The following is a 26,492-nucleotide window of genomic DNA, read 5'->3' as shown; positions in this document are numbered from 1 at the left end:
TATAGATTTTTATTATTACCCTAAAACATCTTACTCAAAGGTTCGTATTATATTATACTGCGTATCACGCTGCGCTGGCTGTTTACCAGTTTCTCTAATAAGAGTTATCATCTTTTCAATTGACATTTGAAACGATGTCCCTGCAGCCTTGACCACATTTTCTTCCAGCATAATACTGCCCAAATCATTAGCACCAAAAGCTAACGTCAATTGCCCAATATTCTGCCCTTGGGTTACCCAGGAGCCTTGAATATGATTAATATTGTGAAAATACAATCTAGCTACAGATAATGTCTTCAGGTAGTCCCAAGTAGAGACTTTCTCTCCCCCCATCTCTGTATTACCAGGCTGATAAGACCAAATAATAAAGGCTCGGAATCCTCCTGTTTTCTCCTGCAAATTTCTTATCTTCTCCATATGCTCCATACGCTGGGCATAGGATTCTCCCATACCAATCACCATTGTTGCTGTTGTCTCAAGTCCTACCTTGTGGGCCGCTTCCATAACTGCCAACCAATCCCCAGCGCTAATTTTTTTAGGGCTGACTCTTTGCCGCACTTCATCCACCAAAATTTCAGCACCTCCACCTGGCAAAGAATCTAAACCCGCCGCTTTTAGCGCTTCTAGTATTTCAATTACCGATCGTCCTTCTTTTTTCGCAATATGAACGATTTCGGCCGGAGAAAAAGAATGAATGGCAATATTAAAATTCTTTTTGATATAAGTAAGTAAGTCAACATAATAATCTAATCCTAAATCCGGATTTAGGCCGCCTTGAAGCATAACCTGAGTACCACCTGCTTCAATCGTTTCTTTCAGCTTATTAAAGATAGCAGCTTGTGATAAGATATAGCCATCAGGATGTCCCTGCTTGCGATAAAAAGCACAAAATCGGCATTCACTTGTACAGATATTTGTGTAGTTGATATTACGATCAATAATAAAGGTAACTAGATTTCCCGGATGCATCTCCTGCCGCATTTCATTTGCAGCCTGTCCAAGTTCTAAAATATCTCCAGCGCGTAACATTTCAACAGCTTGGTTTGTTGTTAATATCCTACTCATTTTACCACCTTTGCAAACTCAATCTCTGTAATCTTAGGACTTAACCCTAAACCATGAGCCATTTTATAATATCTCAATAAAGCCTCTTCATGAGCAGGGCTAAATTGATAGTTAAGCAAACCAATATAGTGAATAATTTGTTCTGAAGTTAAAGAGAACTTATCTTGCAAGGTATGAGCCGCATCTGCAATATGTGTTAGACCATATCGAAATCCGCCTGTCACTTTCTCATATACCATTTGTACATATTCCTTATTCATCTCAGCAAACTTACGATTCACCACCCATACTGCATATACCATAGGGAGTCCGGTGAGTTTCTTCCACTCTCCCCCCAGATCATAATAATAGTAGCCAGCTACTTGATGGTGATAAGCCATAAGAGCATCATCGCCAATAAATAATACTGCCTCCGCATTATCCAATACCCCTTCACCAAGAGACAAGGGGCTGACAAAGTATTCAGGGGAAGCTTGATATGCATGATGCATAATGATTTTTAACAATCCATGAGAAGTCGCTGATTTTGATGTCAGCGCAATACGAGCCTGTTTTAACTGCTCAATGGGATACTTCGATACTAAGATAATACTTTCCAATGCTTTCTCTGCACTGATTGACACATTTGGTAAGACCACTAATTTTTCGCTATTCTGTGCGTAAATAATTGAAGATACAGGACTGATATTTAATTGTTCCGTGACAATCAATTGATTAAGTTCTGCCGGAGTTGCCGAATAGATGGGAAGACGTTCTCCAAAACCCCCATGAGATAGCCCAAAGTGCAATGGCAGACAATTAATAAATTTAATATTTCCTAAGCTTTGACTATTCATATGATTTCACTCCACTTGAGATTTTCAATGGGCGGTAAAAAGTATCTCTTTCTACTGCAAGGTAACCTGTCTCTTCAATAAAACTGACAATCTCTTTTTTAGTAATCCCTTTTTTTGTGGTAGCACCAGCCGCATGAATGATCTTTTCTTCCACAACTGTTCCATCTAGATCATCTGCACCAAAAGTTAATGCCAGCTGAGCAATTGGCAATGTCAGCATCATCCAGAATGCCTTTATATGATCAAAATTATCTAACACCAATCGCGCTAAGGAAATCATCTTCAAATCTTCCCATGAACTGACTCTCCGCAAGTTAGTAAATCCAGTATTTGCAGGGTGAAAAGGGAAAGCAATAAAAGCTTGAAACCCTCCTGTTTGATCCTGAATATCCCGCAAAGTAATCAAATGCTGTATTCGCTGTTCGATGGTTTCCACATGCCCATAAAGCATCGTGGCATTTGTAGGCAGTCCAAGGCGATGGGCCGTTGTAATGACATCAATCCACTCAGCCGTTGTAGCTTTATTAGGGCAAATAATATTACGCACGCTATCATCCAGAATTTCCGCCCCACCTCCCGGCAGAGAATCGAGCCCTGCTGCTTTTAGCTGTTCCAACACTGTCCTTATCCCTAATTTGGAGATGTTAGAAAAATGAACAACTTCTACAGGAGTAAATGCTTTTAAATGTACTTTAGGAGCTGCCCTTTTTACTGCCGCAACAATATCCAGATAATAAGAAAATGGTTTATCAGGGTGCAATGCACTTACCATATGTATTTCACTAAGGTCCGGCGTTTCTTTCATCGTCTGGCTTACAATTTCAGCTACTTCTGATTTTTGCATTATATAAGCTTTGTCATCTTCTGCTTTACAGCCAAAAGCACATAATGGACAGCCTGATACACATATATTAGTTAAGTTAATATGCCGATTCACATTGTAATACACATATTGACCTGATTTACGCTCTTTAACCCTGCGCGCTAAAGCAGCTAACCCGATAATATCATTGTGCTGGTATAGTGCCAGTGCCTCTGCGAAATTTAAACGCTCACCATTATCTATTTTTTTCGAGGCGATCTCGACCGTATTCATTTTTTCTGTCACCTCATTTATCTCATAAAGAAGACGTAATGATACAATCCACTTCTTATTGGTTTATTAAACTTATATATCTTCGCGATATTATAACCTTTTCCCTGCCCCAAAATGCAAAAAAATAAGATTGCCCGTAAGCAATCTATTAATGTCGTAGTATTCCATTTTCGGCATGCTCATTTAATAGCTGCCCCACAGTAACAATTTCATAGCCTTCTGCTTTTATTTTGTCTAATAAGATAGGTAGAGCATCTGCTGTCTGCACAGGAGTATCAGATGCATGCATCAGAATGATTCCACCGGGTTTTAAACGTTTCATTACCCTCTCTATAATAACATCTCTGCCAGGATTTTTCCAATCCAACGAGTCTATATTCCATATAATAGTCTTGTATCCCAGATCTTCGGTAGCCTTTAGTGACTGTTGATTATAATGACCATTTGGAGGCCGAATCAGGGTAGCATCCACCCCGGTTACTTCTTTAATTAATTTATGTGATTTTTCAATGTCCTCAGTTACCCATTCTCTCGTCCGATCACCATAATTCTCATGTCGATATCCATGGCTGGCAATCTCATGCCCATCTGCTACCATACGCTTTGCTACATCTGGATATTTTTGCGCCCATGGTCCCATGATAAAAAATGTCGCCTTCTGATTATGCTGCTTTAAGGTGTCCAATATAGACGGTGTAAATTTATTACCCCAAGAATGATCGAAGGTTAACGCTACAACCTTTCGTTCTGTTCGCGTACCAGCAATCGCTATTGGTCCACCAGAAATCAATTCTGCCACTTGTACATAAACAACACCAATGGCAAAGAGCCCTACCATACCATAAAACAAATGCCGATGATGAAAGAATCGCCGCAAATTAAGAACCATAATTTTCCCCCTCCCACCCATACAATAGTATGTATGCATGCAAAGTGAAAATTATGAAGAAAAAGTAAAAAATCGCTTTGTAATTACAATTTTAGAAACATTTTTACCATACATCAAGCACCCTTTTCATTAACAATGGATTTGATTTCTTCCTTTATTTTTTGCTTGATACAATCCATGATCTGCTTTCTCAAGCAACGAACGAGCAGCCAGGTCTTTATCCGGTTTCATGACTGCCACCCCTATACTTAAAGTCACATATTCACAGACTCCAGATGCTTCATGAAAAATTTTCAGAGATTGAACATTTTTGCGCATTTTTTCTCCAATATCAAGTGCCTCTTCTAGAGTTGTAGAAGGTAACAGCACGACAAATTCCTCTCCTCCATAACGTGCAACGAGGCCTTTGCTGCCTTTTATCGAATTCGATAATGCACCTGCGACAAGGCGAAGACAATCATCGCCTTGTAAATGCCCATAATAATCATTGTAATGCTTAAAAAAATCAATATCGAGCAGCAAAACTCCTAACGCCTCACCCTTACATAAAGCTCGCTGCCATGCTTTAGAATAAACCTCATCAAAGTATCGTCGATTAGCGATACCCGTTAGCCCGTCTCTTAATGACAAATTTTCCAGAAGGTCTCTATACTTTTTTAGCTCTAAATGATTCTTGACGCGCATTTTAACTATCGTAGTGTGAAATGGTTTAAATATATAATCAATAGCCCCCGCTTCCAGCCCTTTCTTTTCATCTTCCACATCACACATTCCAGAAACAAAGATAATTGGAATATTTTTCGTAAAGGGCTGACTCTTAAGCTTTTTACACACTTCAAATCCATCAAGTCCTGGCATCATTACGTCTAATAAAATAAGATCCACATGATTCACCATAACAAGGGATAAAGCTTCTTCACCGGAAGTTGCATATTGTATTTCATAGTCACTTTCTAACATGCGGCGTATAATGCTGATATTTACAGGTGAATCATCAACAATTAAGACTGTTTGCTTTACCGTTTCCACAACATCATCCTTTTTAGCAAAAATACGATTGATATAGGGTCATAATATTTACATTTTCTCTTCTGTATTACCACTTATCCAATTACTCCAAAGTCATTGTTCAACAAACAAAAAAACCGCCTTGTAACATCATGAAAATAAAATGATGCAACCTGGCAGTCATAGAACAATGTCGTTAGATCCAAGGCTTTGCGTCCCATCCTTTCAGATGGTTTGCTATGTTTATCTATGCTTTTATGTCTTCTACGTTTCGACATTTTTCTCCATTTTCCTTTTTTCTATTTCAAAGAACTATATCTTTTTTAAAGATCTAAGTAATTTTCATAGATAGAATATCATTTCATTCTTTTATCATCACTACTACTGAATCCTTATATAAGATAGATACATAATTACTGCTGCCTCTTTCTTTTTCCAATCACGAATGCAAGATTCTCCGCATACCATAGACTGCGGAGGGCAGGAGAAAATAAAAAAAGGCTGCCTACAAGTTTGATAGACTTGTAGACAACCTTTAATTTTTAAATCTAATATGGTATCAATCGGCACTTTCAACGGCTGCAGTCCCTCCCTGCAAAGGGGCTGTTAGTCGTTTTTTACATCATGCCGCCCATACCGCCCATGCCACCCATGCCGCCCATGCCACCCATGGCAGCAGCAGCACCACCACCGTCTTTTTCTGGTTTATCAGCTACTAATGTTTCAGTAGTCAATACCATCGCGGCGATACTAGCAGCATTTTGCAATGCAGAGCGAGTAACTTTTGCTGGGTCAACAATACCTGCAGCAATCATGTCAACATATTCTTCAGTCAATGCATTGAAGCCCATGCCTTGACCAGCTTTTTTCACGCCTGCAACAACGATGGAACCTTCAAGGCCTGCATTGTTAGCGATTTGGCGTACAGGCTCTTCAACTGCACGTTTTACAATTTCAACACCTGTCTTTTCATCACCATTTACTTCAATAGCATCAAGAGCTGATAAGATATCGATGAAAGTAGTACCGCCACCAGCGACAATACCTTCTTCAACAGCAGCACGAGTTGCATTCAACGCATCTTCAATACGGTATTTCTTTTCTTTCAGTTCTACTTCTGTTGCAGCACCTACTTGAATTACAGCTACACCGCCAGATAATTTAGCAAGGCGTTCTTGAAGTTTTTCTTTATCAAAATCAGAAGTGCTATCTTCGATTTGTGTTTTGATTTGGCTAACGCGAGCTTTGATTAGCGTCACATCACCAGCGCCATCAATGATGGTAGTTTCTTCTTTAGAAACACGCACTTGACGAGCACGTCCAAGATCAACAAGCTCTACAGTGTCAAGTTTGCGACCAATTTCTTCTGTAACAACAGTACCACCTGTTAAAGCAGCGATATCTTCAAGCATTGCTTTACGGCGATCACCAAAACCAGGAGCTTTTACAGCTACAGCTTTAAAGGTACCGCGTAATTTATTCACAACCAACGTTGCCAATGCTTCACCTTCGATATCTTCAGCAAGGATCAAAAGTTCACGACCTTGTTGTACCACTTTTTCCAATGTAGGAAGTAAATCTGCAATGGCACCAATTTTACGGTCAGTGATCAAGATGTAAGGATCGTTTAAAATCGCTTCCATTTTATCAGTATCTGTTACCATGTATGGAGAAATGTAGCCACGGTCAAATTGCATACCTTCTACTACATCAAGGTTAGTTCCCATGCCTTTAGATTCTTCAACGGTGATAACGCCGTCTTTACCCACTTTTTCCATTGCTTCTGCAATCAAATTACCGATCTCTTCATCAGCTGCGGAAATAGAAGCAACTTGTGCTATCGCATCTTTTGTTTCCACTTTCTTAGAAGATTTTTTAATCTCTTCCACTAAAGTTTTTACTGCTTTTTCAATGCCTTTTTTAATGATCATAGGGTTAGCACCTGCTGCTACATTGCGCATGCCTTCACGAATCATAGCTTGCGCAAGCAAAGTTGCAGTAGTAGTACCATCACCAGCTACATCATTGGTTTTAGTAGCAACTTCTTTAACAAGCTGAGCCCCCATGTTTTCAAACGGATCTTCCAAATCAATATCACGGGCAATAGTGACTCCATCATTTGTAACCGTAGGAGCACCAAATTTTTTATCCAAAACAACATTACGACCCTTAGGTCCAAGTGTTACTTTTACTGCATTTGCAAGAGCATTTACGCCTCTTTCTAATGCGCGACGTGCGTCTTCATCAAATAAAATTTGTTTTGCCATTATATGTAAACCTCCCAAATAATTTTATTATTGTACAACTGCTAAAATATCTCTTTCGCTTACAATCAGATATTCTTGCCCTTCATATTTCACTTCAGTACCTGCATACTTGGAGAATATAATTTTATCGCCAACTTTTACATCTAGAGCTACGCGTTGACCATTGTCCAATACTTTGCCAGTACCGACCTCGATAATTTCACCTTCTTGTGGCTTTTCCTTAGCAGTATCAGGCAATACGATACCACTTTTTGTTTTCATCTCGCCTTCTAAAACCTTAATGACGACTCTGTCACCCAATGGCTTAATCATTGAAATTTCCTCCTCCACGATATGTAATGATATTCATCTTGTTAGCACTCAATGTTAGCGAGTGCTAATCACATAATTTATGATATAAAATTCAGCAAGAAAAAGCAAGTGTTTAATAGGAAAAATCTATATTTTTTTCAAAAAAATTTTAGATTCACTTGTCACAACGTATAATACGCGCAAAAGACAAACAGTCCTATTTTCTGCTTCTAAGTAGAAAAGTGCCCAGTCAGGCACTTTGGACAGACTATGTTCTCTTTGTTGCTGCTTCCACAATGGATTCCGCAACATCTTTAATCGATTTACGCTTACTCATACTATATTGCTGAATGCGGCGATAGGCTTCTGTTTCACTAAGATTATAAGCATCCATCAAAATTCCTTTCGCACGGTCAAGAATTTTTCGAGTCTCTAAGGATTGTTTCACATTCTCGAGTTCCTGTTCTAACTCAGCAAACTCTTGAAAACGAGACAAAGCGATTTCGATAGCAGGAAATAAATTCACTTCTTTAACAGGCTTCACTAAATAAGCCAGTACACCTGAATCCTTCGCTTTCTCCACGATATCCTTTTGACTAAACGCTGTCAACAACAGAACAGGAGCAAGCTTCTCATTGGAAATTATCTTTGCTGCTGTAATTCCATCCATCTCAGGCATCTTAATGTCCATAATAACCAAGTCAGGACGATATTGACGAACTAAATCAACAGCCCTTGATCCGTCAGAAGCTTCTGCTACAACAGTATGTCCTGCCTCTTCCAAAAGCTCTTTTAAATCCATTCGAATAATCGATTCATTATCAGCTATAACAATTCGCAATGATTCCATTCTAAACTCCTCCCTTCGCCTTACGGGGAATGGTAATACAAGCATGAGTACCATTATCCGTGTATAATGCAAAACTGCCGCCAACATCGCTCTCAATTAAGGTTCGCACAATTTGCAATCCCAAACTATTCGATAATTGGGGATTAAAGCTCGGTGGCATGCCTATGCCGTTATCATAGATTTCGATTTTATATTCATCTTCAAGGGTGCTAATATCAACCCCAATGACGCCTTCATGTCGACCTACAAAGCCATGTTCGATAGAGTTTTGGATCAGCTCATTAATAACCAAAGCCAAGCTGCTAGCCTGCTCTGAGGGAAACACCACTGTCTCACCGTTAAAAATAGTTTGTAAATTAAAGTCTGGTTCCAGCATATTTTGAATAACTAAGTCTAGAATATTTCTGGCGACTTCTGCAACATCAATAAATTCTGCATCCTGCTGTGATAAAAATTCATGTACAACAGAAATGCTCGAAATCCGATTCACACTTTCTCGCAGAGCAGCTTTTACTTCTTGGGATTTTGTGCGTCTAGATTGCAGTCGCAGTAAACTTGCAATCGTCTGCAAATTATTTTTTACCCGATGGTGTATCTCCTGAATGACTGCTGATTTTATTAATAGTTCTTTTTCTTTCTTTTTTACTTCTGTAACATCAGTTAAAATGACGACAGTACAAGCTGTAACTTGATTTACAACAATGGGAATTGCCCTTTGTACCAGTACCATATTGCCTGCAGATAATTCTGCTTCACAAGGCTCTTGAATGGTCATAGCCTTTTGGGCTAAGCTCATATTGGCCTGACGCTCATAAATACGACGTCCTACAATATTTCCTACAGCTAATACTTTATATATACTATCAGCAGTTGAATTAGCAAAAATGATTTTACCATGCTCATTCACAATGAGAATCCCATCACTAGCAGACAAAGAACGATATTGCTTACTGCTGCTTGGTATTCTCACTGTAGATAAAAGAAGTTGTGCAGTTTCTACCAAAAGCTGATGCCCATGTACGTGAGCTTCTTCCATGCTAGATTCAAAACTAACAGCAGCAATTATATTACCGCTAGCATCTCGCACTGGATAGACCTGCATTTCCATCCACATGCCCAAGGCCCATTCTCGTTGTCCATGAATCGCTTCTCCCATGGAAATACTTCTCCAAATAAGAGGCTCTTCTAAGGCATAAACAGTTGTACCCAACAAGTTGGGCTTATGCTGTACATAGCTAGTATTAGGTTTTATTTGCGCTGCAATAACCAAGAAGTTCTCCATACGCGCTTTCGTATATAAGGTAACTTGGGCGTGCGCCAAGTCACTTGCTAATCCCAATACGGTGCAAATTGTGTCTAGCACTGCAATTTGCGCTGGGGCTAATGTAGTTACTTTTCGACAAATATCTCCAGCCACTCCCATTTGTACCTCCAACTATTACTTAAAAATAATTGCGAATACCTGCTATCTCTATTACTTTGTTTATATTTATTCCACTTGGCATATAAAAATTCCTTGTCATGGAATTTTCAAACTTTTTATTTTACATCCTTCTCCATATGTTAAGTCCCTACTTTCCTTGCACCCAGCTTCAAAGAAGGTTTTGCATTCAGGTGTAAGTCAGCATAATCACCTATCTGATGCTGATAATAAGCCCTACAAGCAATCATGGCAGCATTATCAGTACACAGTATAGGATCTGGATAGAAGAAAGATATCCCTGCTTGTTGGCATTCATACCCTAATTTAGCTTTAAGACCACTATTGGCAGCCACACCTCCAGCAAGAACAATCTGCTCTACACCACATATCGCAGCAGCTTGAAGACTTTTATTAACCAGAACATCAATTACAGCTGCTTGAAAACTAGCCGCTACATCTGCTGTATTTATGTCTTCTTGCTTTTGCGCTGCACTATTTAAATAATTTAATACGGCCGATTTCAATCCGCTAAAGCTAAACTCAAAGCTATTTTTTCCTGATAGCGCTCTAGGAAAAGCAATGGCTTCCGGATTGCCTTTAGCAGCTAACGCATCAATATAGGGACCACCAGGGTAAGGTAGTTTCATCACCCTTGCAACTTTATCAAAAGCCTCCCCTGCCGCATCATCTCGCGTTTGACCTAGTAATGCAAATTCATTATACCCCTTCACATGTACTAATGAAGTATGACCTCCCGATACTACTAATGCCATAAAGGGAGGCTCTAATTTCGGATGAGCCAAAAAATTAGCAAAAATATGCCCCTCTAGATGATTCACACCAACAAGAGGTATCCCTGAAGCAAAAGATAAAGCTTTTGCAACTGATACGCCAACTAATAATGCTCCCACTAAACCTGGTCCGTAGGTAACTCCAATCGCAGAAATATCGGTTAATGATGCCCCAGCAGCCTGTAGTGCCTGATCAATCACTGGAAGTACATTTTCAATATGTTTACGAGAAGCAATCTCAGGCACAACTCCACCATATTTTTGGTGCACTGGAATCTGGGAAGAAATAATATTCGATAAAACAATGCGTCCATCAGCCACCACTGCTGCAGAGGTTTCATCACAACTGGTTTCTAGAGCCAGTGTTAAACACGGTTTTCTGGTTTCTTGCTGCGTATTTTCCAAAACAAAGGCCTCCATCTTTCTATCTTTACAATCGATACAATAATAGTCACATTTTTACCTACTATGACATATTGTAAGTATCATCAATCACCCTATAAGCCACGAAAGTGGCTCTTTTTTTATTGATCAGTCCTTATAAATTCTCACACCACATAATGAGTGCATCTTCTTTAGTATCCGTATAATAATTACGTCGTCTTCCTTGGGAAGTAAAACCAAATTTATTATATAAACCTTGGGCAACTGTATTAGAAGCTCGCACTTCCAGGGTCATTCTAATCGCTCCTCTCTTCTTGGCATGTTCAAGAAGAGAGGACATTAATTTTTCGCCTAATCTTTTCCCTCTATACTCAGGTAAAACCGCAACGTTCGTAACATGTGCTTCATCTACAATAAGCCACATACCTGCATAACCAATGATTTTACCATCTTCTACCATTACCAGATAATAGGACAACTCATTGTTCATTTCATTGACAAATCCCTCGCGAGACCAGGGAGTCATAAAGGATTGCTGCTCTACTGCAAGAACACCATCTATATCAAGTGTATTCATTCGTCGTACCATCACAACGGTCATTTGGCAACTCCATGACGACACTCCCATAAAACCTCCGCTTCTGAACGTCTAATATATAAAGGTTCTAAACCCATTACATCATGTCGTACTCCTTGCTTGATCAGCTTATACCCTAAACCGGCAACACTGCTGGCTCGCTGAATAACCACATGAGGTGCAGCCAGTATTAGATTTTTACCTATCTGTTTTATTTTGTCACAATACATGACCGCAGATTCACCCATTACTAATACAGGTCTTTCCTGCTGACTCAAACTTTCTAAAGCAGCAGTAACTTCTGTCACAACCGCTGGCTGTATCTCTTTTAATTCCCCCTGATGCCATTCAAATAATGCCTGATAGACATTTCCCTTTTGTGCATCCAACATAGGAGCCAGAATCACTCCGGGAACCGGACAGCCATAAGCCATGGCTGCTAAAGTGGGTACGCCAGCCAGAGGAATTTGTAAAGCATAGGCTAAGGTTTTAGCTGTAGATAAACCAATTCTAAGACCTGTAAAGGAACCAGGTCCAATGCTGACAGCTACTCCCTTAAGATCCGTTTTAGCCACCTGAGCCATATCCAGTAGTTTAGCAATATGCGGCATTAATAATTCAGAATGTGTTTTTTTTGTCTGTAATGTAATCTCAGCCAATAAAGTATCCTCAGTTGCTAAAGCAACACTGGATACCAATGTAGCTGTATCTATCGCAAGAATTGGCATGTCTGTTTCAGCTCCTCACAAAGTTGCTCATAAGTAGCTCCAAGTGCCCGTACCTGTAAGACTCTGTCCTCTACGCTACCTTCATTTTTCTCAACATTCGAACGTATCTCAATCCATAAATATTCATCAGGCAGCTCTTTCGGAAACTTGTCTGCCCACTCAATTATCGCTAGCCCATCGGCTTCCGTATATTCATAAAAACCAATATCAAATAATTCGTCAGCATTTTCTAATCGGTATAAATCGAAATGATATACAGGAAAGCCGCCTTCATATACATTCAAAATAGTAAAAGTGGGACTATGTACACTATCTGCTATGCCCAATCCTTCTGCTAGTCCCTGTACTAATAAGGTTTTCCCAGCCCCTAAATCTCCAACCAAACATACTACCTTCCCTGCCGATAGTATCTTAGCTAAACATTTGCCAAAGGCAGATGTTTCTTCTGGAGAAGTTGTTTTAATTTCCAGCATACAAAAAAATTCCTCCTAATTACCCAGTCAACCTACTGGCGAAAATGATCATACCCTTTAGGTTCTAACTGTAATTCCACTCCTTCTTCATCCACCAGTAACACACCATGTCTTTGCTCAATCACTTCACCAATGACTGTCAGTTTAATACCAAGGTCTGCTTGGGATATCAATGATAATTGCTGCGATGGAATTGTAAAGACCAATTGATAATCTTCGCCTCCATATAGTGCATACTCTAGACCATCTTTACCTAAAGCACCGGCAGCAGCACAAACTTCTGCCGACAGGGGAATCATCTTAGCATAAATTCGTATTCCTACTTGACTCGCCGCGGCAATCTCATTCACTTCACTTGCTAAACCATCACTAATATCATTCATACTTGTTGAACCAAAAGACGCAAGCATCGCTCCTGCTGCAACTTGCGGTCTCGGTGTTACATGTCTTAACACTAAGGGCTGAAAGAATTCATGCTCCGTCCAAGTTCCCTGCTGCAAGAGCTCCAACCCGCATCCCGAGTCACCTAATGCACCCGTTACCACCACTAAGTCTCCCACACTAGCTCCCGAACGCCGCTGAAGGTTCTTTGGATCGACTTCCCCCATTGCCGTTACATTAATTACCAATCCATTAGGACTTGCTACGGTATCTCCGCCAACTATATTAACACCAAACTCATGGCAAATTTCTTTCATACCTTCATACAAGGATACAACAAAATCTACAGACAAGTAGCTGGGCAAAGCAATAGATATAACAACATGGGTTGGCTTTCCTCCCATTGCGGCAATATCACTTAGGTTTACTGCAATCGATTTATAACCTAGCTGCCAGGCACTGGTAGTAGATAGATCAAAATGTACCATCTCTACCAGCATGTCAGTGGTAACCAGTTGCAATTGATGAGGGGCTGGTATCAGCGCTGCAGCATCGTCCCCAATGCCAATTACTACATTATCCTTGTTATGAATCGCATCGACCTTGATCAGATCAATTAAAGCAAACTCTCCCAATTGTTTAAAGTCCATATTGCACCTACCTATATCACCAAACACTATAAATATATTAAAATTCTGTTTTGCAAGTTTGAAATCCTGCAATACAACAATCTTATAGAAAATATTTTTATAGTCATTTGCCTTATTATTCTCCGTATTGATCTGCTAAAATACATATAAGCAGCAATCCAAGTTAGATTGCTGCTTATAAAAGTATTATTTACTTTTTTTTATTATTTTTTCAGATCTGCTTAACGGCTCTCCGATATCCATGTGACCTGATATCGTATCAATCTTTTTACCCTCTACTAGAATTTGCACTTTTTGTATATCATGAAACTCGGTTAATGTATTGACAATGGCACCTACCAGCAATATTTCTAAGGCTGAGCCACCTTTATTGTTCTTTACTAAACTATCATTAAAATCAACATAGGCAATATGATCCTTAACCGAAATATTCCGCAGCTTAGTTCCTGCCGGAAATACAGCAACTAAATCAGGGTTCTTGGTTCCTGCTATTAATAACTCCATGGCAGTTTGCGCTGGATGGCTATTCTTTGGAACCACATATTTCTCACTTACTAAATTCGCTGCATCTTTTGTTGCAAAATATACTGTCATAGTCATCGTATCTTGCCCTGGGTTCACTGTTTTTCCCGGTTCTGTTCCTGTTTGAGAATTTTCATTCTGCACATTCGGCACGGCTGGCGTTTGTGGAGCGGCAGTATCGCACCCCCCCAGCATTAAGGACAGCACGAGCAACATGCTTATTAAAGCGATTTTTTTACCAAACACTATAAGCCACCTCCCCTTTTAGCGGCTTGAACAAAAAAGTCATCCAATCCCTGCACGATTCCTTGAGCTAGTTTCTGCTGGAATTGTGGAGTACTTAACAACTTTTCTTCATCAGGATTAGAAATAAAACCTAACTCAGCCAAAACAGAAGGCATTTTGGTTTTTTTGATTACGTAAAATCCTGCGGCATTAATTCCACGATCTTGCAGTCCCCCGGTTTTAACCAAATTGTCTTGAATGCAATTTGCCAACAAGATATCATAATTACTCTTCTGATAATAATAAGTAGCTGTACCGCCTACACTGGGGCTGGTGAAGGCATTAATGTGCAGGCTGACAAATACGTCTGCTTTATTGTTATTTGCCCCCAAAGTTCTAGCATTTAATTCATCAACGGCACTAGCGTTTGGTCCAAAGACATCTACATCAGTCTTTCTGGTCATTAATACTTTAGCGCCTGCTTTCTCCAACAAAGCTTGTACCCTTTGAGCAACTGCCAAGGTCACAGTCTTCTCCTGCAATTTATTAGGACCAATAGCACCGGGATCGCTGCCGCCATGCCCAGGGTCAATGGCAATCACCTTATTTCTTAAACCAGCAGTAAAATTATATTCGACTTTAGGTACGACTTGATTCACATCAATTACCACACGAAAGGTCTTATTATTAATTGCATCACTTTTCAAAGTAAATACTTTGTAGTCGCTATCTTCAATCATAGTAGATAAATCTACTATGACTTGACTGTTGCTATTATCTTTTTTGATAAATCGAACCTTATCGGCGATTTTTCCATCTAAGTTTACTAAGTTATTAACATTCCCCACTGCTGCACCATTAATGTCAACAACTAACTGAGAGCCTGTTGTCCCATCCAGCTTACTGCTAACTTTCACTGCATCCTTAGTATCAATAACTAAACGTAATTTACTAGTACCTTCCACAGCATCTTTATGTACTAACCATCGAACATTGATTAACTGATTGCTACCAGAAAGTTTTGTCTGCGCTAGAGCAGTTGTTTTCAATGAAGCGATAGCTGGTGCAGGACTAGTCCCTGATTTATTATCATTTAACGCCGCCATACCAGCCTGAGGCACCAAAAATAGCATCAAGAATAGCAGACTTAAGAAAGTAGAACGAAATCGACGCAATTTATAACACCTCCGTTTGTCACCACAAGTTTATTATTTCATAGGCAAATCAGCCTATCATCATAATATTTCAAAAAAATGCATATGCTGATATATTGTTTTACAATTCGTGCCTATTGACAAAAATCCTGCAGGACTTTCAGGCATAAAGATAAAAAAGAAGAAAAAATTTACTTTGCTGATTTTAAAGAGGGCCTAGCTGCAACAAACCACAGCTACGGCCCTCTTTGTAATGCAGGCATTTTAGTACCTTACTACACGTACAAGTCTATTTTATTATTTCGTGATATTTTCTAATTTAACCATATACTCCATAGGTACCTCTTTCTTATTAATCAAGTCAACAGCATATTTTACACCATAGTAACCTTGATCATCAGGCTTTTGATCCACAGTTGATGCCATTTTCCCTTCTTTTATATAGACTTTCGCTTGGTCCAAAGCATCATATGCTGTTACTATTATCTTCCCAGATTTGCCAGCCCCATCAATGGCTTGAATCGCGCCAAAAGCCATCATATCATTAGCACAAAATACTCCATTAAGATCCGGATTTGCCTGCAGAATGTTTGTCATTACATTGAGGCCTTCTTCCGTCTTCCAATTTGCAGACTGAGAAGCAACGATTTGAATATCTTTATACTCAGCAAATGCTTTTTTAGCTCCATTCTTTCTTCCCTCTGCATTATCCACTCCTTGTATGCCTTCTATAATGGCTACTTTCCCTTTTCCTTTCAACTGCTCAGCCAAATATTTACCTGCAAGATAACCACCATCAATATTACTGGCACCAACATACGGAATAGGTTTAAGTCCAGCTGCTTTCGCTGCATCCCCATCAATACGATTATCAATATTAATAATTGGAATTCCCGCATCCTGCGCTTTTTTCAAAACAGGCACAATTTCTTTTGAACCGCCTGGAGCAATGCAGATTGCATCCACTTTTGTCGCAACCATATTTTCTACAATGGCGATTTGCTGCTCAATTGAAGTTTCTTCTTGCCCTACTTGAACTTCCAATTTCACGCCTAATTCTTTCCCAGCCTTTTGAGCACCTTTCTCCATACTAATGAAAAACGGATTACTTAATGTTTTCATAACAAAGCCAATTTTTAATTCTTTTTTGTCCGCCTTCGCAGCAGGTTTATCGCTGCCAGAACTGCCGCATCCAGTTACGAAAGATGCCATTAAGCCCACTCCCACCAGAATCGCTAATGTTTTTTTGTACATAAGTTGATTCTCCTCTCATTTTAAACTCACTGAGCTACCTGTACTTGCAAGCAGTAAGGAATCTTTTGCCGCTTACAATTCTTTTGAATCCTCAAGGCGAATTCGTTAAAAGACTGTCACCTCCCACAGGAAAGTCTAAGCACATCTTAGCCTGATGATTCAAGATCGACTAGGCTAAAATGATGCCAGGCATCATTCTAGTCCTGGCCTTTGGTGTATCTAACAACCTTACGAAAAAAATGCATAAGATTGTTTACCAATAAGGTCTTCACAAATGAATCATATCTGCCGCATTAATATGACTTTGTCGACCCCATTGCTTCGGCTGGTCGATTCAGTCCCTTGACCGCACTGCTGTCTTTTTTTGACCGCCTATATTGATCAAAAAACACAGCACTAACAATAACGGCACCAATTACAATTTGCTGCAAAAAAGGCGAAACATTCAGAAGATTTAATCCATTTCGCAGCATCCCGATCAGAATCGCCCCCATAAGCGTACCGCCAATAGATCCCTCACCACCATTTAAACTGGTCCCACCAATAATAACAGCAGCAATGGCATCTAACTCATAGCCAATTCCTGCAATAGGCTGAGCAGCATTCAAGCGGCCTGTCAAAATAACAGCACCAATACCACATGTTATGCCGCAAATGATATAAGCCCATGTTTCTACAAATTTCACATTAATTCCCGATAAACGCGCAGCTTCCTTATTACCTCCAATAGCATAAATGTAACGACCAAATTTAGTATAATTTAAAATAAAGATCGCGATCATTACAACAATAAGCGCATAAATGACAGGAATCGGAATACTCATTATGTTTCCAGCACTTATAAAACGAAATTCAGTAGGAAACATATGTATCGTCTGTCCGTTTGTAATAAATAAGGCAGCTCCCCTTGCTACACTCATCATTCCAAGGGTTGCAATAAAGGCTGGAATTTTAAGCTTGGCAATCAATATTCCATTTATAAGACCCAATAAACCACCGACTAAAACTCCACTCAGTATCGGTATGCCAATGCCAATATCTAAATGTAACGTTAAGCCGATTATTACACTGGAAAATGCGGTCAGTGGTCCTACGGATAAATCAATACCAGAGGTAAGAATAACAAAGGTCATGCCTACAGCAATAATTGTTGAAATCGCAACTTGCAGCAAAATATTGAGTAGATTGGCAATATCCAAGAAATGAGGACTGCTAATGGACAAAAATATAAATAAAGCAACAATTGCAATTCCGATTCCAAATCGATCTGCAATCTTATGAAACATTTCCAACTCCCCCTAACATCAATGGCATAATTCCCTCCTGAGTAATCGTACCATCATTTTCAAATTCACCAGCAATCCTTCCCTGATTCATTATGATAACCCGATTACTGGCTCTAATAATTTCTGGTAAGTCGGAGGATACCATAATAATGCTCTTGCCTAACTGAACTAACCCATTCATCAATTTATAAATTTCAGCCCTTGCCCCTACATCAATCCCCCGAGTTGGTTCATCAAAAATTAAGACTTGACAATCTGTCAAAAGCCACTTTCCGATAATCACCTTTTGCTGATTTCCCCCGCTTAAAAACTTTACCAGCTTATGAATAGAATTAGTAGCTACATTTAAAGCTTGCACACTATTTTTAGCCTCCAGCTCTTCTTTCTTGCGACTAAGGAAAAAGCCATTGCACACTTTGGGCAAATTTGCCATGGTAATATTTTGATCAATTCCCATGCCAAGTACTAAGCCATCTCTCTTTCGGTCTTCACTGAGATAGCCTATACCATGAGCAATGGCCTGCATTGGAGAGTGAATTTCCACTTGGACTCCATGAAGCAATATTCTGCCCGCATCCATTTTTTCTGCACCAAAAAGCAGCCTCATCAACTCACTCCTGCCAGCACCAACCAGACCTGCAAATCCCAAAATTTCACCTTTTCTTAAAATAAAGCTGGCGTTTTGTACAATATTACCCCAGCTAATATTTTTCACTTCCAGTAACACCTCACCAATATGGTCCCTAACTGGTTTATCCGTTTTTTCTAATGTCCGCCCCACCATCATCGCAATCAGTTGATCTATTGTCACATCTTTCATATTAACAGTTCCTATATCTTGACCATCTCGCATAACAGTGATGCGATCTACAATTTCACTAAGCTCCTGCAGGCGATGAGAAATGTAAATAATCGCTACGCCTTGGCTTTTCAGCTTGCGAATGATCCGAAATAACTCATGGGTATCTTTGTCACTAATTGAGGAAGTGGGCTCATCCATGATAATAATTTGACGTTTTTTTACTAATGACCGGGCAATTTCTATCATCTGCTGCTGGGCTGTACTCATTTCCTTAACCAGACTTTTGGGATTAATATCGATATTCATTTCACGAAAGATTTCTTTTGCCTGCTTTTCCATTTTTTCTTTATCAACTATATTAAAGGAAGCTTTAACAATTTCTTCTCCTAAGAAAATGTTTTCTGCAACGCTCATTCCCGGGATCAAACTCATTTCCTGATAAATCGTGCTAATGCCAAGATCACGAGAAATGTGAGCATCTTTAATGTCTACTTCTTTACCGTGCAATAAAACGATACCGCTATCTTTTTGATGGGCACCACTCATAATTTTAATCAAAGTCGATTTACCTGCGCCATTTTCTCCTAACAAACAATGAACTTCTCCTTTACGGAGTTCGAAGTTAATATCATTCAAGGCCTGGACTCCAGGAAAAGCTTTATTGATATTCTGCATACGTAAAATAACTTCATGGTCCATACCGTATCACTCCCAGTTAAAAATTGACACCTGAATTTAATATAATGTTGGCGTAAGGTGTACACTCACCAGTGCGAATCACAGCAACTGCCTTCTGATTCATTTTCTTAAACTCTTCATGACTGCACCGCTGAATCGGTACAGCCCCTAACAGTTCCCTCACACCCTCATACATCTTTAGGCTGACATCTTCCATCTCATTGGCGATCACCGCACTCTCCACTTCTAGCTCTTGCAATATTACACACAGCGTTTCTAAAAATCCTGGGACACCAGGAGTCAAGGCGATATCAATCCGCCGTATTCCTTGTGGTATTGGCAGACCACAATCTCCAATGACTAGTTGATCTCCATGTCCCATACCAGCAATGACTTCGCTGATTCCTTGATTTAATACTCCAAATTTCTTCATTGCTGTCCCTCCTGTTTACGAATAAATTCGTCTACTTCATTTCGCCAAGGCAATGATGGCTGAGCTCCAGGTCTCGTCACAGCTATAGCTGCTACAGCTGCTGCAAATTTTGCACTTTCCAACACTGTTTTCCCCTCTGCTAAGGCAGTGGCTAGTGCACCTACATAGGCATCTCCAGCAGCGGTCGTATCTACTGCGTCTACCTTATAAGGGAATATCTGCTGATTCTGCTCTACTGTACAGCATAAGGCCCCTTTATTACCTAATGTAATAATGACAGCGGCTGCGCCTCTATCTAATAAAACTTTAGCTGCTTCATCTTCTGCGCCAGCTTTGCCGCCCGTAAGTACCAATGCTTCGGTCTCATTGGGAATCAGAATATCAATCATCGATAATAGTTCTTCTGAAAGCAGACGCGCTGGTGCAGGATTTAAAATTGTAGTCCATCCTTTCCCCTTGGCCTCTCTAATTGTATATTCCACGATTGTTTCTGGTATTTCATTCTGTACAAGAAGAATTCCAGGTACTTCTGCCTCTTCCAATGCTGAATCTATGTCTTGCTGACAACATGCATAATTAGCTCCAGGTACTACCACGATAGAATTGGCTCCTTTTTGGTCCACTGTAATTAATGCTGTACCAGTAGAAATTTCAGCTAAGGATACATAGGAAGCATCTACTCCACTTTGTAAAAGACTGCACCGTAACCTTTCCCCAAATTCATCCCGTCCAACAGCTCCTACCATTGTTACCTTCGATCCTAATTTGGCCGCAGCCACAGCTTGGTTCCCACCCTTGCCGCCTGGAAATGTTGTAAACGTTTTCCCAAAAATAGTTTCACCTTTTTGGGGCAGCTCATCAACAGTTACCACTAAATCCATATTTAAGCTACCCACAACCAATATTGGTTTTGTCAACGTATTCATTTTGATTCCTCCAAACCACCTGAAGATTGACGAATCATCAGTTCAGGTGCAAATATCTTTTCGTAGGGACAGCTTCGTTCACCTGTAATATGCTCTACCAAAAGCTTTATCGCATATTGTCCCATCTCATATACAGGCTGTCGAATCGTAGTTAATAACGGTTTATACCATGTCGCCAATCGTATATCATCAAAACCAACAACGGCCACATCTTCTGGTACTCGGATGCCATATCGGTTCAAGCATTCAATTGCACCGATGGCCATGATATCATTAGCTGCAAAAATAGCATCGAATTGGTGACGACTCAATAACAGATTCTCCACTGCAGCATAACCGCTCTCATAGGTAAAAGCACCAATAAACACTAATTTCTTGTCATACTGGATGCTATAGTGAAGAAGAGCATCCTGGTAGCCACTTGCACGATCAGCTCCCGAAGAAAGTTTTGGTGATCCGCTAATAAAGCCAATTCGCTGCTTACCTTTTTCAATTAAGTGCTGGGTAGCCATAAAGGCTCCTAAGCGGTTATCCGTACTAACGCCACTGGCCTTCATTCCCTCTACTCTCCGATCCAGCAAAACAACAGGGATGCCTAATGAGTCTAACAAAGCAATATTTTTTTTGTTGTCAACACTTTCAGTAAAAGCTATGCCATCCACTCGTTTACTATACAAAAACTGAATGTATTTTTTCTCTTCTTCTGTTTTCCCATCGGTATTACACAAAATAACAGCATAATTATGTATTTTAGCTGCATCTTGAACCCCCCTCACCAGCGCAGGAAAAAAAGGATTTTCGATATCCGGAATAATAAGGCCAATGCTGCGAGATTCTTTTATCTTTAATGCTCTTGCCACATCATTTGGCTGATACTGCAATTCTTTGACTGCCAGCAGAACACGCTCTGCTAGTAATGGTGAAACTCGATCTTTACCATTTAAAATTCGTGACACTGTTGCAATGGAAACTTCAGCCCTTTTCGCAACATCTTTAATTGTTATATTTTTAAAATTTTCTTTATCATATACCATCATTAAACTCCTAATCAGCTATCCTTGTAAACGTTTACTCAATCTTTCTACCTGAAAGAGTAAAACTCCTGCTTACTTTTGTAAATTATTTGAAAATTTAGATTTATGAGATTTATTATGACTTATTTCACTATGCTCGCAATGACAGATGCAAAAAGAAAATCAGGAAAGCTTTTAGCTTTCCTGATTTTCTTTCAATAGTTCTTTTAATAAACGCTCCGCTTCTTCCTTAGCTGCTGTAGTTGCTTCGTTATTTACTTGTAACTCCATGGTTATGAAATCCCCTTCTCGAGCTTCACTTGGCAAACTTTCTCGGGGCCATACGACTTGGAATTCCTCATCCCCTAACATTAATACGGCTTTTTTTCCTTCAAAGCGATCAATTACAGCTAAGACTTTCATGTTGTTATTTCTCCTTTGTTATGGTATAGGCAGCGCCATCACTATTAATTGTCACCGTTCCATCTGTATCCGTACGATATATTTTCATTTTAGCTTCATTATATTTCTTTAAAGTTGAAGGATGAGGATGATGATAATCATTATTTGCACCTAACGAAATAATGGCAGCCTCTGGAGATACCGCTTTTAAAAAGGAAGGGGAGGAAGATGTATTGCTGCCATGATGACCAGATTTTAAAATTGTACTTTTCAGTTCTTTTTTATATTTTTTCAGCATACGTTCTTCTGATTCCTTTTCCGCATCTCCTGTTAGCAACATGGAAAAATCACGATACATCAATTTTGCTACAATAGAATTATTGTTTAACTCTGAGTCTCTTATAAAAGGCTGTTCCGGTGCCAAGATCTTTAGCTTTATATCATTTGTAATAACAATTTCCATACCGGCAGTCAGAACAGAAAAAGGTATCTTCTTACTTTGCACCAATGACAAATATTTACGATACAGCACTGTCGTCGTGGTTTGCCCACTGTCATAAATTTGATTTACTTTAAAATTCTCTAAAACAGCCGACATTCCTCCCAAATGATCCGCATGAGGATGAGTAATAATCACTTTATCGATGGTTGTAATTCCTTCTTTTTTTATGTACGCTACTAAATTGTCTTTCGTGCCCGTATCTCCTGTATCAACCAGTACTGTTTGTCCTACAGCTCGAATTAAAATAGCATCTCCTTGCCCAATATCTAACACCTTTACAGTCAGAGGAAAATTTGTCTGCCCTTGACTGACATTTATCGCTTTATCTTTCACACATCCTGCTGCTATCAGCATAACAAGGGCTACTAGAAACACCCCAAACCATTTACATCCCATCAATTTACCTCCTAAAATAGTACCGCTCCTTCCTTGCAAGCAGGAAAACCTCATCTATCCTCATAACTAAAAAGACTTGGTTTACACCAAGCCTTCGCTGCATGCCGAAATGTTAAAAGAACCGTATCCTTATATGATACAAAAAATTATACCTCAACCAATCCTAAACTTACTTTTATTGATTCATCAACCATAGACATGATATCCTCACTCAAATGAGAGACCTTTTCTTTTAAACGACGCTTATCAATGGTACGCAGTTGTTCTAAGAGAATCACGGAATCCTTTTCCAAATTGGATTGTTTCGAGTTGATTTCCACATGAGTCGGCAGCTTAGCCTTCGAAATCTGCGAAGTAATGGCTACTACGATAATGGTCGGACTATATTTATTACCAACATCATTTTGGATGACCAAAACGGGACGATGCCCTCCTTGTTCCGAACCCACTACCGGACTTAAATTGGCATAATAAATATCTCCACGTTTTACGACCATCTTTTATTCACGCTCCGCCAGTAGGGTAGGCATTTCAAATAGATCTGCATCAGCTAGCAAGCCTTCCTCTGCTAATGTCAGATTAATCCCAGCCATCTCCTGATATCCCTTACGCATTTTATCATATATTTCCTTACGTCTACGCTCTTCAATACACAGTCGCATGGCATCACGCACAAATTGACTACGGCTTAATTTTTCAATTGCAATAATACCATCTACTTCTTGAAGCAAGCTATTCGGGATACTAATCATAATACGCCTCAATTCTGCCACGCCTTCACCCCCGCCAGTTAACACAACATTCATATAGATAGATTATAGTTTCTTTATATACAAATGTCAATTTTTTTATACACGATTTATTTATCTGGCGAATGATGATCGGCTGCGCACATATTTAAATAACAATCAACTTGATTCCATTGGAGTATTAACTCCATCTGGATCAGAGTCACACTTATCCACCGAATTTAGCCGCTCAAGCCGCTGCTTATCGAAAATGGGAGTCTATTGAGCGACCTGTCATTAAATAACCCCACTATCATAAGTATGCATGAAATAAGAGGATTTTATGCCTAATCATTTTCTTGAATACCAAATATTGCTGCTGGCAATGCCTTTATGATATCACTTGCAATCATACCAATCATTCCATTTTTGGCGACAATATCGCCAGCTAAGCCATGAATGTACACACCAGCTAATGCCGCTTCGTGACTCGACAAGCCTTGACCAACAAGTCCTGCAATGATTCCAGTTAGCACATCACCAGCACCGCCAGTTGCCATACCAGCATTACCACTACTATTAATATATACTTCACCATCTGGAAATGCGACTACTGTACGTGCTCCTTTTAAAATAATAATACTTCCCCACTCAATTGCCGCCTGACGAGCAATATATATACGATCTTGATTAACCTCTTCGGCAGTTAAACTGACAAGTCGCGCCATTTCGCCTGGATGCGGCGTTAGTATCGGCACAGACTTAGCCTCGGTTAATAACGAGGTATGACCAATCAGTGCATATAAGGCATCTGCATCAATCACTAAAGGTCTTTCAACTGTCATAATCACACGACGTACAAGAGGCAAAGTTTCTTCATGACGACCCAATCCAGGACCAATCACCATTACATCACTCTGCAAGGAGAGCCTTTGAATTTCAGAAAAAGCTTCTTCTCCTAAAGCACCTGGGCTCACTTCAGCCAACGGACTAGTCATGACTTCTGTTACCTTCATTTCCATAATATCATGTAAGCTTTCGGCAATACCTAAAGTTACCGTACCTGCACCTGAGCGCATAGCAGCACTTGCTGCCAGGGCAGCAGCACCTGTTAATCCTCTAGAACCTGCCACTACGAATACTTTGCCACAGCTCCCTTTATGGGCATCAGGCTGTCTTTTGCAAAGCATGTTTGTTACGTCGCCGCTGGTAATAAGATTCTGCTGAATTGCAATATTTTGTACCAGTAATCTAGGAACGCCAATATCAGCTACATACAACTCACCAGCATAAAGAGCACCAGGGTATAGCAAAAGTCCTTGCTTGGGCAAAGCAAAGGTAATGGTATAACTTGCTTTTACCGCCACACTCTGAACCTGACCTGTATCGCCATCAACACCTGTTGGTACATCGATGGCAATAATAACCTTATTCATTTTATTCATACATTCTACAACTTGGATCATATGCTCTCTAAGCTTACCAGTAAAGCCAGTACCTAGCAGTGCATCTACCAGGCAATCTGTAAAAGTCATAGCAATTTTCACTTTATCCCAATCGTGCTGATTTGTCACTTCTAAAATATCAATTCCCATATTGGTAATAATCTGCAAATTCGTTAACGCATCACCCGCTACAGCCGTTTTATTACCGATTAAAAAAACTTTGACTTTCGCCCCTCGGTTATGAAGATGCCTAGCAACTACATAACCATCACCACCATTATTTCCAGTACCAGCAAATATAGAAATCTTTTTATTATGTAAAATTCCTAGTATACTTTCAATTTGGCCAGCTACTTCTACGCCAGCATTCTCCATAAGAACAATACCAGGAATACCATACTCTTCGATTGCTGCCCTTTCTATATCTTTCATTTCAGCAACTGTTACTACCTTCATATTATTTTCCTCCCCATAAAATGACCTGGGCAGCGGCATATTCTCGTGCATGTGTCAATGATATATATGTCATACTAACCCCCATACTCTCGGCTAAAGCACCAAATTGCCCACTTAACTTCACATGCGGGCACCCTTTATCATCAAGAATAATTTCAATATCTTTAAGTCTTCCACCTGCCATTCCTGTTCCAAATGCTTTCATGACTGCTTCCTTACCAGCAAATCGCGCAGCATAAGAAGATGACTTTTGTACACCACGACTTTCACAATATTGCTGTTCCTGTAGGGTGAACACTTTATCTACAAAAGATTGGCGTACAATGGCATCTTTAATACGACTAATTTCAATAATGTCAATTCCAGTACCAATAATCACAAAATTCACTCCATATTACCTTCTACTATCACTCATTGTACCAGCATTAACTGTATTTTGCCAATAGATACAGGTAAAATACAAATGATAAAAGGGGCTGTCTCAATAAGAAATTGAGATAGTCCCTTATATGTATTAAAAATACAAGAGGCAGGTTCCGAAGAACCTGCCTCTTGGTGTAG

General features: G+C 39.7%; 28 protein-coding genes and 1 riboswitch. All 28 genes read right to left on the bottom strand.

Features of this window, described 5'->3' with window-relative positions; translation table 11 throughout:
- Window positions 1–30: 30 nt before the first annotated feature.
- Window positions 31–1,065, bottom strand: coding sequence for a cyclic dehypoxanthinyl futalosine synthase (mqnC, locus tag BMZ99_RS15545; RefSeq protein WP_090939141.1), 1,035 nt, complete (start codon window positions 1,063–1,065; stop codon window positions 31–33).
- Window positions 1,062–1,901, bottom strand: a complete 840-nt coding sequence (locus BMZ99_RS15540; RefSeq protein WP_090939139.1) for a menaquinone biosynthetic enzyme MqnA/MqnD family protein — start codon at window positions 1,899–1,901, stop codon at window positions 1,062–1,064. Before BMZ99_RS15540 ends, mqnC begins: the two co-directional genes overlap by 4 nt.
- A complete protein-coding gene (gene mqnE, locus BMZ99_RS15535) occupies window positions 1,894–2,997 on the bottom strand; it encodes an aminofutalosine synthase MqnE (protein ID WP_090939136.1) in 1,104 nt (367 codons plus the stop codon). The genes BMZ99_RS15540 and mqnE overlap by 8 nt, the downstream gene beginning before the upstream one ends.
- Before the next feature lie 148 nt (window positions 2,998–3,145).
- On the bottom strand, window positions 3,146–3,886 hold the full coding sequence (gene pdaB, locus BMZ99_RS15530; RefSeq protein WP_090939133.1) for a polysaccharide deacetylase family sporulation protein PdaB: 741 nt from the start codon (window positions 3,884–3,886) through the stop codon (window positions 3,146–3,148).
- A 129-nt stretch (window positions 3,887–4,015) separates the two neighbouring features.
- Entirely contained in the window at window positions 4,016–4,915 is a 900-nt protein-coding gene (locus BMZ99_RS15525) for a diguanylate cyclase domain-containing protein (RefSeq protein WP_090939131.1), read from the bottom strand.
- A gap of 143 nt (window positions 4,916–5,058) precedes the next feature.
- Window positions 5,059–5,143: riboswitch (cyclic di-GMP riboswitch) on the bottom strand.
- 368 nt (window positions 5,144–5,511) lie between these two features.
- The gene (gene groL / locus BMZ99_RS15515; protein ID WP_090939127.1) at window positions 5,512–7,161 is read right to left on the bottom strand and encodes a chaperonin GroEL; all 1,650 of its coding nucleotides are present in this window, start codon (window positions 7,159–7,161) and stop codon (window positions 5,512–5,514) included.
- A 27-nt stretch (window positions 7,162–7,188) separates the two neighbouring features.
- Window positions 7,189–7,473 carry a co-chaperone GroES gene (gene groES, locus BMZ99_RS15510; RefSeq protein WP_007932109.1) on the bottom strand — a complete coding sequence of 95 codons (285 nt, stop codon included), beginning with the start codon at window positions 7,471–7,473 and terminating at the stop codon, window positions 7,189–7,191.
- Window positions 7,474–7,720: 247 nt separating this feature from the next.
- A complete protein-coding gene (locus tag BMZ99_RS15505) occupies window positions 7,721–8,302 on the bottom strand; it encodes an ANTAR domain-containing response regulator (RefSeq protein WP_007932110.1) in 582 nt (193 codons plus the stop codon).
- Between the two features lies 1 nt (window position 8,303).
- The gene (locus BMZ99_RS15500) at window positions 8,304–9,725 is read right to left on the bottom strand and encodes a histidine kinase N-terminal domain-containing protein (RefSeq protein WP_090939124.1); all 1,422 of its coding nucleotides are present in this window, start codon (window positions 9,723–9,725) and stop codon (window positions 8,304–8,306) included.
- Window positions 9,726–9,865: 140 nt separating this feature from the next.
- On the bottom strand, window positions 9,866–10,921 hold the full coding sequence (gene tsaD, locus BMZ99_RS15495; RefSeq protein ID WP_090939121.1) for a tRNA (adenosine(37)-N6)-threonylcarbamoyltransferase complex transferase subunit TsaD: 1,056 nt from the start codon (window positions 10,919–10,921) through the stop codon (window positions 9,866–9,868).
- 133 nt (window positions 10,922–11,054) lie between these two features.
- On the bottom strand, window positions 11,055–11,501 hold the full coding sequence (gene rimI, locus BMZ99_RS15490) for a ribosomal protein S18-alanine N-acetyltransferase (protein ID WP_090939118.1): 447 nt from the start codon (window positions 11,499–11,501) through the stop codon (window positions 11,055–11,057).
- Complete coding sequence (tsaB, locus tag BMZ99_RS15485) at window positions 11,498–12,205, bottom strand: tRNA (adenosine(37)-N6)-threonylcarbamoyltransferase complex dimerization subunit type 1 TsaB (protein WP_090939114.1); 708 nt, start codon at window positions 12,203–12,205, stop codon at window positions 11,498–11,500. Before tsaB ends, rimI begins: the two co-directional genes overlap by 4 nt.
- On the bottom strand, window positions 12,187–12,678 hold the full coding sequence (gene tsaE, locus BMZ99_RS15480; protein WP_090939111.1) for a tRNA (adenosine(37)-N6)-threonylcarbamoyltransferase complex ATPase subunit type 1 TsaE: 492 nt from the start codon (window positions 12,676–12,678) through the stop codon (window positions 12,187–12,189). Before tsaE ends, tsaB begins: the two co-directional genes overlap by 19 nt.
- A 32-nt stretch (window positions 12,679–12,710) precedes the next feature.
- Complete coding sequence (thiL, locus tag BMZ99_RS15475) at window positions 12,711–13,709, bottom strand: thiamine-phosphate kinase (RefSeq protein ID WP_090939109.1); 999 nt, start codon at window positions 13,707–13,709, stop codon at window positions 12,711–12,713.
- Between the two features lie 186 nt (window positions 13,710–13,895).
- The gene (locus tag BMZ99_RS15470; protein ID WP_090939106.1) at window positions 13,896–14,477 is read right to left on the bottom strand and encodes a GerMN domain-containing protein; all 582 of its coding nucleotides are present in this window, start codon (window positions 14,475–14,477) and stop codon (window positions 13,896–13,898) included.
- Window positions 14,477–15,631, bottom strand: a complete 1,155-nt coding sequence (locus tag BMZ99_RS15465) for an N-acetylmuramoyl-L-alanine amidase family protein (RefSeq protein WP_090939103.1) — start codon at window positions 15,629–15,631, stop codon at window positions 14,477–14,479. The genes BMZ99_RS15470 and BMZ99_RS15465 overlap by 1 nt, the downstream gene beginning before the upstream one ends.
- Window positions 15,632–15,907: 276 nt before the next feature.
- On the bottom strand, window positions 15,908–16,864 hold the full coding sequence (locus BMZ99_RS15460) for a sugar ABC transporter substrate-binding protein (RefSeq protein WP_090939100.1): 957 nt from the start codon (window positions 16,862–16,864) through the stop codon (window positions 15,908–15,910).
- Window positions 16,865–17,157: 293 nt separating this feature from the next.
- Window positions 17,158–18,150, bottom strand: a complete 993-nt coding sequence (locus BMZ99_RS15455) for an ABC transporter permease (RefSeq protein WP_090939097.1) — start codon at window positions 18,148–18,150, stop codon at window positions 17,158–17,160.
- Window positions 18,140–19,651 carry a sugar ABC transporter ATP-binding protein gene (locus tag BMZ99_RS15450; protein WP_090939094.1) on the bottom strand — a complete coding sequence of 504 codons (1,512 nt, stop codon included), beginning with the start codon at window positions 19,649–19,651 and terminating at the stop codon, window positions 18,140–18,142. The genes BMZ99_RS15455 and BMZ99_RS15450 overlap by 11 nt, the downstream gene beginning before the upstream one ends.
- Before the next feature lie 16 nt (window positions 19,652–19,667).
- Window positions 19,668–20,063, bottom strand: a complete 396-nt coding sequence (gene rbsD, locus BMZ99_RS15445; protein WP_090939092.1) for a D-ribose pyranase — start codon at window positions 20,061–20,063, stop codon at window positions 19,668–19,670.
- Window positions 20,060–20,989 carry a ribokinase gene (gene rbsK / locus BMZ99_RS15440; protein WP_090939088.1) on the bottom strand — a complete coding sequence of 310 codons (930 nt, stop codon included), beginning with the start codon at window positions 20,987–20,989 and terminating at the stop codon, window positions 20,060–20,062. The genes rbsD and rbsK overlap by 4 nt, the downstream gene beginning before the upstream one ends.
- Complete coding sequence (locus BMZ99_RS15435; protein ID WP_245754999.1) at window positions 20,986–22,026, bottom strand: LacI family DNA-binding transcriptional regulator; 1,041 nt, start codon at window positions 22,024–22,026, stop codon at window positions 20,986–20,988. Before BMZ99_RS15435 ends, rbsK begins: the two co-directional genes overlap by 4 nt.
- 171 nt (window positions 22,027–22,197) lie before the next feature.
- On the bottom strand, window positions 22,198–22,425 hold the full coding sequence (locus tag BMZ99_RS15430; RefSeq protein WP_090939081.1) for a DUF3006 domain-containing protein: 228 nt from the start codon (window positions 22,423–22,425) through the stop codon (window positions 22,198–22,200).
- A gap of 4 nt (window positions 22,426–22,429) precedes the next feature.
- Complete coding sequence (locus BMZ99_RS15425) at window positions 22,430–23,302, bottom strand: ComEC/Rec2 family competence protein (protein WP_090939078.1); 873 nt, start codon at window positions 23,300–23,302, stop codon at window positions 22,430–22,432.
- Window positions 23,303–23,448: 146 nt separating this feature from the next.
- A complete protein-coding gene (locus BMZ99_RS15420; protein WP_007932142.1) occupies window positions 23,449–23,799 on the bottom strand; it encodes a type II toxin-antitoxin system PemK/MazF family toxin in 351 nt (116 codons plus the stop codon).
- 3 nt (window positions 23,800–23,802) lie between these two features.
- Window positions 23,803–24,108: a CopG family ribbon-helix-helix protein gene (locus tag BMZ99_RS15415; protein ID WP_007932144.1), complete on the bottom strand. Its 306-nt coding sequence runs from the start codon at window positions 24,106–24,108 to the stop codon at window positions 23,803–23,805.
- A 269-nt stretch (window positions 24,109–24,377) separates the two neighbouring features.
- Window positions 24,378–25,931: an NAD(P)H-hydrate dehydratase gene (locus tag BMZ99_RS15410; protein WP_090939075.1), complete on the bottom strand. Its 1,554-nt coding sequence runs from the start codon at window positions 25,929–25,931 to the stop codon at window positions 24,378–24,380.
- Between the two features lies 1 nt (window position 25,932).
- A complete protein-coding gene (acpS, locus tag BMZ99_RS15405; RefSeq protein ID WP_090939071.1) occupies window positions 25,933–26,310 on the bottom strand; it encodes a holo-ACP synthase in 378 nt (125 codons plus the stop codon).
- Between the last annotated feature and the right edge of the window lie 182 nt (window positions 26,311–26,492).

The sequence above is a fragment of the Pelosinus propionicus DSM 13327 genome (assembly GCF_900114615.1).
Classification (GTDB): Bacteria; Bacillota; Negativicutes; order DSM-13327; family DSM-13327; genus Pelosinus; species Pelosinus propionicus.
The sequence above is the reverse complement of the archived record's forward strand: the minus strand, read 5'-3'. Positions and strand labels throughout refer to the sequence as shown.